Genomic DNA, 12,341 nt, shown 5'->3' with positions numbered 1-12,341 from the left:
CGCACCAACAAAGAGTGGAGCAATTCTAGATGGATGCCAAGACGTACCCGTTACAGGACATCCTCAAGCCGGAGCGCCGATATGTTATCCCAACATTCCAGCGGGACTACGAGTGGACCTTGGACGGCCAGTGGAGACTCCTATTCGATGACCTTGAGGCCGCCGCTGATCGCCTGCTTGCCGCGAGGAATCACCGGCAAGATGGAACCCGAGGAACCCAGCTAGAACAGAACATACCGCCACACTTCCTTGGCGCGATCGTATGCGCAAGCATGCCCTTCCCCACAGGCGGGGTGGCTCTACGCTCCGTCATCGATGGCCAGCAGCGCCTAACCACAATTCAGCTGCTTATCCGGGGTCTGCTTGATGTTCTGATTGAGCACAACTCGGAGCGGGAAAAGTCAGTACGTCGGATGCTCTTCAACCCAAGCGATGTTGTTGAGTCCGCCGAGGAGGTTTACAAGTTGTGGCCCCGCCGGCGAGATAGGGATGTCTGGCCGGGGGCTATGGCCGACGAGACACCAGGTGACACCCATCGCCACCTATATATGCAAGCGCGTACATTTTTTTCCTCGAGGAGCCTCCAGTACGCACGCGAAGCCACGGGCGACGTCAGTGCGCCGAAACTAACCGCCCTCGCGGACGCCCTCTCAAGTTTGTTCAAACTGGTGGTGATCGATCTCGACGACAACGACGACGCCCAAGTGATTTTCGAAGTACTGAACGGTCGGCAGACTCCCCTATCTGCAATCGATCTCGTGAAGAATCTCCTATTCATGAGGGCGGAGCTCGATAATGAGGACGTCGAGCAGCTTTACGATAAGTATTGGGCACAGTTCGATGACGAATGGTGGAAGGAAACTGTAGGACGAGGACATGCAGCTCGCGGTCGACGGGACGTGTTGCTCTCCGTATGGCTAACCGCTGCTACCGGTAACGAAACAAACGTTGGGCACCTTTATCGGGAAGCTCGTGCCTTCTTGAATAGCGGGCCTTCTACTGAGGAAGCATTAGTAGAGCTCAACACCTTTGCCCAGGCCTACCAGGTTGTTTACGGCAAACTCCCAAGCGCCGATTCGAGGTTGGTGACCGCATATCAGCGGCTTCACGCGCTCGACATCACTACAGCCGTTCCTCTATTGACCTGGCTGGCTACCATTTCATCTTCACAACTGCCCACGGACGATCACATCCGTGCTGTGCAATCAGTCGAGTCCTGGGCGATTCGCCGCACTTTCGCTGGATGGCAGACCAGAGGATATGGAGCTCTGCTCGCGAAGGTCCTCAAGGAAGCAAAGGAAGCACTGGGCGCAGGTAGAAACGTTCCCGAAACGATTAGCCTGGCCCTCCGAGACAACTCTCTTACCTGGCCGAAAGATGAAGACCTGGTCCAAGCTTTCTCCAGTCGCCAGTTCTACAAGGGTGCATCCCAAGTAAGGCTTCGGCTCTTGCTTGGTTCCATCGATCAGCAGCTCCGTTCGGAGAACCGGCACGAGCCTAGTGCGACTGTCGACTACGGCAGCCTGCAGATTGAACACATCATGCCGCGGGCTTGGGTAGAGCACTGGCCCCTCTTGGACGAGAATGGCGCAGCCCCAGCAGTCGGTGGGCAGAAGCCCATGCACGATCTGCTCAGTGCAGAACGTGATCAAGTCATTGACAGAATTGGCAACCTGACGCTCGTCACAGGCGCATTCAATAATGATGTTTCGAACCATGGGTGGGATATAAAACGCCTTGAGTTTCAGAAGCAGAAAAGCCTTGTGCTCAACTACGACGTAGCTAATGCTCCCCTATGGAATGAAGAGGCCATCAACCGCCGATCCCTAGCTCTGGCAGAAGTGGCCATCCGCATATGGGGACCACCCCCGAGCCACGCTGAGGAGTAGAACTCTCCGCCAAATACCTTGAGCGCATCCTCCCCCGCCTCTCCGGTGGCCTGGCCGCTACGGACCGTCCGGGCCTGGATGCCGCCGAGCTGGAAGACCACCAGGAACGGCTCACCACCCGGCAGGAAGTCTTGCTGGATTCCACCCGCTCAATCATCCGCGCCCGCTTCGTCGGCGGCGCCGGCAGCGGCAAGCCCTGGCTCGACCTGGCTCGCCGTCGAGAAGGCCAAGCGCCTCGCCAAGGATGGCCAGCGCGTCGGGCTGTTCTGCTACAACAAGGGGCTCAGCGAGCATCTGCGCCGAGGTTGCCGGCTGGAAGCAAGCCCGGCCGGTATTCGTAGGCGAGTTCCACGACTATGTACAGTCCCTGGGCGTGCCCGACGGGTCCGGGCAGAAGTGCTTCGATGAGGAGCTGGCGTCTGAAGGACCCGACGACAGCGGGCCCATTGGTTTGAGGACTAGCGATGGGACGACTGCCTGTAGATTACGAAGAGCCGGCATCGCCGCCGGCACGATAAGGGGGAATCGTGCACTGCATACCGGACGAGCCAGACTTTCAGGACGGCCAACTGGCCGAAAAGGCACTTTGGGACGCCCTGCGCGCCCAGCTGCCCGACGACGTCGTACTGGCGCACTCGGTACAGGTGCGGCACGGACGGGCCGAGCACGAGATCGACATCTTAGTCCTGTGGCCCGGCGTCGGGCTCGCCGCCATCGAGGTCAAGGGTGGACTGGTGTCGGTAGAGAACGCGCAGTGGTACCAGTCCGACCGCAGCGGCAAACGCAAGCTGCCAAGTCCGATAGCCCAGGCCCAGGGAGCCCAGCACGCCCTTAAGGACTGGCTCAAGGATCAGGTGGGATCGCCGCTGACCAGCCGCTTCGCCTACATGGCCTGCCTTCCCTACACAACGGTTCCGGCGGACTGGCAGATGGCGGGCATCCCCCGCGGCCTCATCATCGACCAGGCCGGGATGAGTAACTGTGCCGCGCTGATCCGCCACGCCATCGAGCATGAGGCCCAGGGCGGCAGCGCGCTAGCCGCCAAGTACCTGGAGCGGATCGTCCCCCACCTTTCCGGTGACTTCGACCCGGATTCCTCCCCCGCCGGCGACGCCGACGAGCTCGAGGCCCGGCAGGACCAACTCACGGAGCGGCAGAAGGTCCTGCTCGATTCCACCCGCACCATCCCCCGGGCCAGATTCGTCGGCGGCGCCGGCAGCGGCAAGACCTGGCTGGCCGTCGAGAAGGCACGGCGCCTGGCCAAGGACGGCCAGCGGGTCGGCCTGTTCTGCTACAACAAGGGACTGGCCGAGCACCTGCGCCGCGAGGTCTCCACCTGGCGGCAGGCCAAGCCGGTCTTCGTCGGCGAGTTCCACGAGTACGCCAAATCCTTGGGCGTCGCCGACGGCGCCGGGCAGGAGTACTTCGACCAGGACATGCCCCGTCTGCTCAAGGATCTCGCCTCGACCCTGGACGTGGAGACCAAGCTGGATGCCGTCGTCGTCGACGAGGCCCAGGACTTCGCCCCCTTGTGGTGGGAGGGGCTGCTAGCCTGCCTGAAGAAGCCCGACGACGGCGGGGTGTTCGCCTTCATGGACGAGCGGCAGAATGTCTACGGCCGGTGGGACGCCGGCACTGTCGGAACCAGCGTAGACCCGACGGCAAACCTGGTGACGCTGCATATTGACGAGAACCTGCGGAACACCAAGCGCATCGCCCATACCTTCCGGGGGTTCTCCGGCGAGCACTTTCTGCCCCGCGGCGGCGACGGACTACCGGTACGGGTGATCGACTGCGCCACCGAGGATGCGCTGGACGTCGCGAGCGACTGCGTGGATGTGTTGATCGAGGAAGGCTGGGCGCGGAACCAGATCGCGCTGCTCACCACCAAGGAACGGCACCCTGTGCATCAGGTAGCTTTTGAGTCCAAACTCATTCCCGAGTACTGGCAGGCCTTTCACGACGACGACGAGGAGTTCTACGGGCACGTCCTCGGCTTCAAGGGGTTGGAACGGTCAGTGGTGATCCTGTGCGTGAACCGTTCAAGGACCTCGCCCGGGCTCCCGAGCAGCTCTACGTTGGCTTGTCGCGGGCGCGTTGTCTGCTGATGGTGGTCGGCGACCAGGAACTGATTGCACGAGCCGGAGGTCGGGATTTGGAACTGGCGTTAGGGCGGGCTGGGATGTGGGTTCCTAGCCTTTAAGTTAGCCGAGGGTTGCGCGGGTCCTCACGCGCAACCCCCTCAACTTATTTCGCTAATTAAGGATCCAGTATTAGCAGCCCAAACTTATTAGTTTTTCTCGATCATTACGGCGTTACCATTCGCTGTAACCGCGAACAAAAATGGAAGATAAAGCGTACCACCGGAACTAGAAGCAGTCTCGGGATCCATCGTCAGGTAGTCGAAATCGACACCAATTACAGCGTTGCACCCAAGCGCGTACGCGGCTTCCTTTAGTTCAGCAAGGGCGTTGCGCCGAATGTGCGCCAGCCCTGCCAACAAGTCCGCCCCGACTTCTCCATTGACCCCGCCGAGCCAGCCATGGGTAGGGCGATTCATCGATACTGCATCGTCACCGGAGATGTAACCCGAATACTTCGTAATGGAATAGCCATCGAAGTTAAATCCGGAAGTAATAAGCATGCTGGCCAGCGCCCGCTGCTTCTCCTGTGCAGCTCGAGCTGCATTCTCGTTATCCTTAGCTAGTTGTTCATGCTCCCGACTAAGGCGCGCCTGTTCCTGGGATAGGTACTCGCGGTAATAACCCACCAGCTCGTCCACGTTCACATCGTCAGCAACAGCAATACCTGTCAACCCCGACTTGTAAGGGTATCCGGACTGTTTGACCCAAGCGTCGAAAGTGCCCAACTCCAACCCGAGATTTTTCGCGATGTCTTTCGTTTTCATTGCATCCTCTATCTTAGGTACTTTGCTGCTTCTGTATTTGTCGGGTCAATGTCAAGAATCAAGCTCGCGTATCGGAACCGATTCACCGGATCGCGTTCGCATTTCTGAAGCAGCACTTGAATGTCTGACAATATATCAACCACAGCCCCCTTTTGCGGATGCTCCGGAGTGTTTGGCATAAATCGGGAGCGACAAAAGGCGCATATGACTTGTCCATCTTCTTCGAAAAGTTCTTTGCTGCCGCATCGGGAGCATTCAACGAGATTCATCAAACCTTCTTAGTTGAAATTCCTTGAGTCTATGAAAGTCCAAGTGCCTTTGCTTTCGCCGCATCAAATTCGGCCTGATTAATTAACCCCGCCTCGAAAGCTCGCTTCAGACCCCCCAGGACTGTAATTAAATCTGAATCACTCTCGGCAGTGGACGTTGAAGTTACGGGTGCTGGTGTTTGATGCATCAGCGCGGGAAGGTTCACGGATCCAGCCGCAACACCCAGTCCCAGTAGCCCCTCAGCCCCGCGGGCTTCTCCAGCAGACTGCATACCAGCTGCGACGGAAGCCTGCAGGTTTGCGTTGCCTCGCGTGCCCGCCAATGCATCGGCCCGTTGAACAGATCGAAGCAGTTCCTTCGTATTCTCATCATATTTGACTCCGACGAGGTTTACCTTGGAAATTCCAATCCCACGAGTTGATGTCCACTTATAGGCTTCCTCGACCACACTGGACAAGGACTCGGCAAATCCTATCGAATCCTGCTGAATTCGTGACATGCGGTTAGCTCGGTCAGGATGGTTTGCATACCTGCTGAAAGCTGCGGCCAGTGAGCTAATTACTTCTGAGAACAACTGGCTCGCAGCCGAGTTGCCCCTGTCGGTGAAATCGAAAATATCCTGGCCCTGCAAGTAACGAGCAGGGACAAAACGTTTCGCGAAGAGGATGGGATCAGTAATGCTGATGCTGTAGGTGCCGTGAGTGAGGGCGCCGACCTGGGCGTTGAAGTAGGCGTCGTCCCAATAAATTTCCGATTGAGTGCCGAATTTATTGTTAGGAAGCTCCTTCAGGTTTACAAAAAGCGCCAGCTGCTGTGAACCGGGCTGCCCCCCAAACTTAAAGCGCTCCCACGACTGCTGAATGAGTGACTCAGACGGGTCATCGTCAGCGAAGATTGAAAGTGAGTTCATATCTGAGGACGCCCAGATGTAGGCGCCGGGGTCGCCTGCGAACGCCGTCAGCTCTCCGTCCTGAAACAAGAGCAATCCGTAGCCCTCGGGAACAACAATCTTGGAGCCGTTACTTAAAATGGCGTTCGACCCTCTGGTACCCGAACCGCGATTTGCATTTGCACCTGCCCGAACAGCAGGGAACAATGCGGCCGTTGGGGAAAGTTCCGCGGGAACCGTAAGAAAATCTTTCCATTGGCCTGCAAATGCTCCGCCAACTGAGTCAATAGCGGCCTTAACGAGCCCCATCCCGTTCTTCCTATCAATAGATAAAGCATCTACAGATCCAAGAAACCAATCTGCTCTCAAAAATGTATCAGGCCAAGCATAGCGGCTCACCGTTGGCGTTCATGTTCACCACTCGCAGGTCTGCGGTCGACGGGTGCGGCTGAAGCCTTGCGACAGCAGGATAGCTCCAGAAACCCTAATGTAGCCGGCCAAAGGCGGGCTTCCACTGGCAGGACTAGGAGTTCAGGTCTGGACGATGTACCCGGGCTCCTACTCCCTCCTATCCCAGCCCCCAGTGTTGAATAATGTTGACTGCGGACATGTGGGAGTACGCCTTCAGAAAGAGCCACCTGCCGCTGAACGCCTCACGGGGTGTGTTCCCACGCTGGACCGGCGGCCATCCTGTTAGTGAATGAGTTCAAGGAACTTACCCGGCGCCCGCGCGTCATTATGTCGGCCTCTTCAGGCAGGTTCCTGTTGACGATTATCGGCGACGAGAAGCGGATCGCCGACGCGGTTTAGCATCGGTGGGGGCATCCTCCTTGCGCAGCATGTCACTGTGCTCTGATAGTCCCTCCCTAGATCACGTTAAGCGGGATTACTGCGCCACGGCACTGGCCTCCGTGTAAACATCGGCCGGCATCGGCCGCTGCAGCTTCCAGGTGATCGCGATCGGCTTCGACCCGGTGTGCTGCATGTAATCCAGCTGGCCAAGGCAGACGTACGGCATCGTCAAGCCTGACTCGTCGTTTTCACGGGCCCGGGTGAACAGCAGGATCTGCGTGCCGGCAGCCTTGTGGTCCAGATAGCGCTGGCCCACCGGACTGGTCGGAGACGTGCTGTTCTGCGACTCCCAGTGGAACACGTCCGGGCTCAGCGCGTAGTCCTTGTACATGATGCTGGCAGCCCGGTCCTTGGCATCCTTTTCCACCGTCACGAAGAACGCATCAGTTTGCGTGTCTTCGCACCAGGCCACGCCTTCCCGGTGCCGGGCCTTCCGCCCGTCCACGGCCAGGTAGCCAAGCGCCGCAAGGACCTCCTCTCGCCGGTAGGTCGCGTGCGAGTACAAGGGCACATGCGCCAGTCCGCGGCCCAGCCCCTTGGGCGCATAACGAGTCCGGTCGACGCCGAGGGCAGCCAGTTGGCGAATCTCGTCGCACACGGTGGGATAGCTGCGCAGGAAGTCGAGGCCGGCGTCGTACGAGGTGAACTTCCCAGCCTCGGGCCACAGCGCAAAGAACAGCATGCGGGCGAACGTCTGCTCCCGCGGGCCCAGCTCCTCATACCGCGGAGCGTTCCGGGACACTAGCATGGTGTAGGCCTCAGCCCGTTCGGGATCGTCAACGCAGAGCAGTGTGGTCATGCGCCGGAGCAGCAGCGTCTCCTCCGCAATCGACCTCTGTTCATCCCCTCTCAGCAGCTGTGCTGGTCCGGCGGCAGCTTCGGCCAATCCCGCAGAACGGATTAATGAAGTCCAGGATTCCCCGGTTTTCCGGTACACATCTTCCAACCCGCGCCCGGACTTTTGCAGGAAGTCTGCCAACCCGGTTTCCCCGTGGAAGCGGATGTCAGCGACCAACTGCGGCCGGGTGCTCCGCAGTTGATCGCGGAGGCTGTCGATGATGATCTCCTGCGAAACACGGTCCAGCACGATCTGGGAACCGGATGGGAGGAATGGGAACCCTTCTTCGATGGCGCTCTTGAGCCCTTTTCGCCGCAGTCCGGTGATGGCGTGCAGCTTGTTGTCGAAGCGGAACTCTCGCCGCTGCTGGCCGATAAAGTCCAGAACTGTCAGGACTGCTTTGTCCTTGGACCGGCGGAGTCCGCGGCCCAGCTGTTGCAGGAAAATGGTGGAGCTCTGGGTGGGCCGGAGCATCAGGATGGTGTCGACCTCGGGCAGGTCGAGGCCCTCGTTGAAGACGTCCACCGCGAAGATGCAGTTCAGCTCCCCGTCCCGCAGCAGGCGCAGCGCCGCTTCCCGGTCCGGTTCGGGTGTTTCACCGGAAACGGTCGCCGAGGGGATTCCCGCGTTATTGAAGACCTCGGCCATGTACTTTGCGTGCTGGACGGACACGCAGAAGCCCAGTGCTCTCATGTCCTCAACGCTGGTGACCGTGCGTCGGGTTTCCGCGATGACCTTGGCGGCCCGCGCGTCGTTGCCGGTGTAGACGTTGCTCAGTTGCGCGGCGTCGTAGTTGCCGCGTTTCCATTCCAGCTGGCTGAGGTCGACGTCGTCGGCCACCCCGAAGTAGTGGAACGGCACCAGCAGGTTGGCTTCCAACGCATCCCAGAGCCGGAGCTCACTGGCGACACGGCCGTCGAAGAACGCGTCGGCCACGTTGACGCCGTCGCCGCGTTCCGGAGTTGCTGTCAGCCCGAGCAGCTCGGCCGGTTCCAAACGTTCCATGATGCGGCGGTAGGTGGGCGCCTCGGCATGGTGGAACTCGTCGATGACGACGACGTCGAACTCCTCGGGGCTGAGAGTCTCCACTCCCCGCGCTGCGAGGGACTGCACGCTGGCGAACAGATGCTTTCCTTCAGAGGGTTTGTGTGTGCCGACGAAGAGCTCGCCAAAGCTGCCGTCCTGCATCACGTTCCGGTAGGTGCGCAGGGACTGGGCCAGGATTTCCTGCCGGTGCGCGACGAACAGCAGTGTCAACCTCCGGCCGGCAGCATCGCACAGCCGCTTGTAGTCCAGGGCCGCGATGACTGTCTTTCCGGTCCCGGTGGCGGCGACCAACAAATTGCGATGGTGGCCATGGACGTCCCTGGCAGCCTCCAGGTCTTCCAGCATGCCCTGTTGGTACGGGTGCGGCTGCACTTCCAGTCCGGTGGAACCCTGCGGAAGGGACGTTTTCTTCCCGCCGTTGCTGGCAAGGGCCGCGTCCAGTTTGTCGCCGTCGCGGTCTGGGTCGTAAGGCTGAAACTCCGGCTGCTCCCAGTAACTGTCAAACGTCACTTCGAACTTCTGCAGCAGTTCCGGGGTTCCCACGGCGGAGAGTTTGACGTTCCATTCCAATCCCTCAAGCATCGCCGCGCGGCTGAGGTTTGAGCTCCCGACATATGCGGTGTCGAAACCGGAATTCCGGCGGAACAACCAGGCCTTGGCATGCAACCGGGTCGCCTGGGTTTCATAGTTAATGCGCACCTCCGCACCGTAGATGCGGACCAGTTCATCGATGGCCCGCCGTTCGGTGGCACCCATATAGGTGGTGGTGAGGACCCGAAGGGGAACCCCGCGCTCTTTGAGCTCGGTCAGCGACTTGCCCAACAACCGCAGCCCTGTCCAGCGAATGAACGCGCACAGCATGTCGACCCGGTCAGCAGACGCCAGTTCAGCGTTGAGCTCCGAGGACAAGCTGGGATCATCTTTACCGTTGGTGAGCAGGGCGGCTCTGCTGAAGGAGCTTGCGGGCCGACGGAGCTGGCGACGCTTCAGCCCCTCGGGCGGAAACAGCGATGTCAGCTGCTGCGGTCCAGCCTGAATCAGTGCCGCACCGTGCAGGTCGCTCAGGATGCTGTTGGCCAGCGCCACCCGATCGGCCGGGGCCGCCGCGGCCAGAGCCTGCCTCGCCTGGTTGGCTATGTGACTCGCCAGGACATCGGGAGAGAGATCATCCGAGACCGTCTCGAACGCAGCCTGCAGTTCCGGCTGCGTCTCAATCCGCTCGGCAAGTTCCTTCGTGTGCAGTAGCTCGTAGAGACCTTCCGCCAAAGATTCTGGCTCTCCCCGATAGATGTTCAGCAATGCCCAGCCTTCTTGGTTTCTTGCGCAGCCATTTTAGGGTGCCTTGTCTGATGAGAGTAGCTGCAACTCTGAATACATTTGAAACGCGTGGAGTCAGCGAGCGTGGATAGTCGTATTCAACCAACAGGCCTGACCTGGATTGTGCATTCCTCGTTGTAGCCACATTCACACTCCAGGAACCAGCTGGGGCTACGCATCAGTCGATGCTCCTCCGGATGTCGTTCCGCTGCCGGAACTCGCTCCCAGACCCAGTAGGTCGTCGGGATTCCAGATTCGCTTCGCGAGGTCTCTGTACAGCTCTCCGCGTTCAAGATTGGCTGTTTTCGTGAAACTGTCATAGGGCTTGAACGGCAGGTTTCCTTTCTTGATGAACTGCACGAAGCCGGGGTTCTTCTCATAGCACTGAGAATGAAGAGACCTAGCGAGAAGATTCTGCGTCAGGTAGTGCTGCAACTTGCTCTCGTAGGCATCATCGTTATAGCTGGCGTTGAATGACTTGGGCAGAAGGAGGAGCCCACCAATGAGGTTGCGGTGTTCTGAAAAGTCGTGGGTCTGAGGGAACTCATCGAGATACTGCTCAGGATGGTCCGCCCAGATATGCTCCACTTCGTAGCGAACATTCGCAGCGTTTGTCAGTTCCCTGTACCGGCTTGCTCCTCCGGACTGCACAGCCACGTAGTCGGTAAGGCGTGCGAGAAACCGGTGTACTTGAAAACGGTTCTGCTGATGCATTCGGAACCTATTGTTACTGTCAAACGTTTCAGTTTCACTCAGCAGCAAGGAGTGGAGTCTGACTGCTAGATCTTCGGCGCTGAGTCCTCGAATATCCTTCATCACTACGAACATGGCATACGACATTGTGGAGTAGGCAATGCTGCGCCAATTCCAGATCCTCCAAGCCAGGAGAATGTCGACGTAGCGTGCAACCAGCGCCAATTTTTGATCCACTGTCTCCTGCGAGTCTTCGGGCTGTAAGGGCGCAAGGAGTAGTTGATGCTGCAAGGTGAAGCCTCGATCGGCGTTGTAACCGATGTGTTCCAACCCGGACGGGGTCGATTCACCGGTCGAGGCTTTGGCTACGCGGAGATATTGGCGACTGTAGAAATCCATGTCCTTCATTACGAAGTCATAGAAGGTTCCTTGGCTACTCAGGCCCAAGCGAACGGCGTCATTCCGGACCCATCGATGAAATTCTGTGCCGATTCGGTCCCAGTCCTCAGGTCTGGCCGCCTTCTTGCGCTCACGGATCTTCTCGGCGTACTGGCTCCTGAACCAGGTCTTGATGAAGTCGGAATCCCCGTCCTTGTGGAGACTGCCCAGCTCCAGCATGCGCTTGCGCCACGAGTCATTTGCCGTCGCCCGCGCAGTCCCTTCGGTGATGTTGGAGAGCAGGTACCCCTTGAGCATGTCGGCTGGAGTCAGTTTGAGCCCCCGGTCATTCATGGTCTCGAAGATCGTGTAGGCATCGTCGTCGGTGTACGCGGTGATTTGGACGATCTGGACCCTATAGATAAGCCAATCGATGAAGAAGGGCAGCGCGTCGCCTCTTAGCTCTTCCGGGAAGGTGTCATCCAGTTCGTCATAGCGAGCTACCAGGGTTTGTACTGATTCCGAGGCCTCCGGCGGCGGGCTGAATCGCCCCGTTTCAAAGAGGGAAGTCATGCATTCAGTCCTGTCAGCAACGTCGAGGTTGAAGGACTTTTTACCGTACTTCTCCACCATCAGCAGGTCATCGATGGGTACTTGAACCGCGCGCTGATCTTGAAGCCGCCGCAGGTAGGTCAGAAGGAGAGTCAGGCTTGTGAGGCGTTGTTGTCCGTCGACTATGAAGGAGGCAGAGTCTTTTTCAGAAACGATGATTGAGCCGAGAAAGTAGTATGGATACTTTTCAACTTCGCTACGTTCATGAGCCGAATCCCAGGCATCAGAGAACCTACCGGTAAGGTCGTTAACTAGTTCTTGAAGCTGCTTGAACTCCCAGCGATATTCCCGCTGGTAGTAATCGATTGAATAGCGGTTTCCTTTGAGAATGTCATTTACGGACTTCGCGATCCCGTCAATCTTCTTCAAGCTTGCTCCCCTGTTTCTCTAGCCTTCTCTGAGTCTAGCCGGAGGGGGAATGCTAGGAGAACAACCGGTGCTGAAGTCACGAACACAGACCCCAAGATCTCAAAGTATTGCAGTCCCTCCCGGGAGCTACCTCGCCCTGTGCCACGGGGGCATCTACGCGAGGACTCAGGACCTACCCTGGGCAGCGTGAGCGCAGCTCTTTTCCTGGGACATCTATCTCGTCCCTCGTGGAAACAAGATCCATAAATATCTCGCCACTGACCTTCTGATGCGATCCAT

6 protein-coding genes are annotated in these 12,341 nt (G+C 58.6%); 2 read left to right on the top strand and 4 right to left on the bottom strand.

Annotation, left to right across the window (positions count from 1 at the left end; all coding sequences use genetic code 11):
- The first annotated feature begins 29 nt into the window (after positions 1 to 29).
- Positions 30 to 1,889, top strand: coding sequence for a DUF262 domain-containing protein (locus QNO08_RS03015; RefSeq protein WP_229964437.1), 1,860 nt, complete (start codon positions 30 to 32; stop codon positions 1,887 to 1,889).
- Between the two features lie 527 nt (positions 1,890 to 2,416).
- Positions 2,417 to 3,997 (top strand): nuclease-related domain-containing DEAD/DEAH box helicase, encoded by a 1,581-nt coding sequence (locus QNO08_RS03010; protein WP_229964436.1) that lies wholly within the window; start codon positions 2,417 to 2,419, stop codon positions 3,995 to 3,997.
- Positions 3,998 to 4,179: 182 nt separating this feature from the next.
- Here the strand turns inward: QNO08_RS03010 and QNO08_RS03005 are convergent, their stop codons facing one another.
- From QNO08_RS03005 to QNO08_RS02990, 4 genes are all read right to left on the bottom strand, one after another.
- On the bottom strand, positions 4,180 to 4,797 hold the full coding sequence (locus tag QNO08_RS03005; protein WP_229964435.1) for a heavy metal-binding domain-containing protein: 618 nt from the start codon (positions 4,795 to 4,797) through the stop codon (positions 4,180 to 4,182).
- A gap of 298 nt (positions 4,798 to 5,095) precedes the next feature.
- Positions 5,096 to 6,355, bottom strand: a complete 1,260-nt coding sequence (locus QNO08_RS03000; RefSeq protein WP_331461748.1) for an SPFH domain-containing protein — start codon at positions 6,353 to 6,355, stop codon at positions 5,096 to 5,098.
- Positions 6,356 to 6,842: 487 nt separating this feature from the next.
- Positions 6,843 to 9,959 carry a DEAD/DEAH box helicase gene (locus tag QNO08_RS02995; protein ID WP_269439116.1) on the bottom strand — a complete coding sequence of 1,039 codons (3,117 nt, stop codon included), beginning with the start codon at positions 9,957 to 9,959 and terminating at the stop codon, positions 6,843 to 6,845.
- 222 nt (positions 9,960 to 10,181) lie between these two features.
- On the bottom strand, positions 10,182 to 12,062 hold the full coding sequence (locus QNO08_RS02990; protein ID WP_229964434.1) for a DUF262 domain-containing protein: 1,881 nt from the start codon (positions 12,060 to 12,062) through the stop codon (positions 10,182 to 10,184).
- Positions 12,063 to 12,341 lie beyond the last annotated feature (279 nt).

The organism is Arthrobacter sp. zg-Y820, from assembly GCF_030142155.1.
Classification (GTDB): domain Bacteria; phylum Actinomycetota; class Actinomycetes; order Actinomycetales; family Micrococcaceae; genus Arthrobacter_B.
This window is presented reverse-complemented; position numbering and strand designations above follow the sequence as displayed.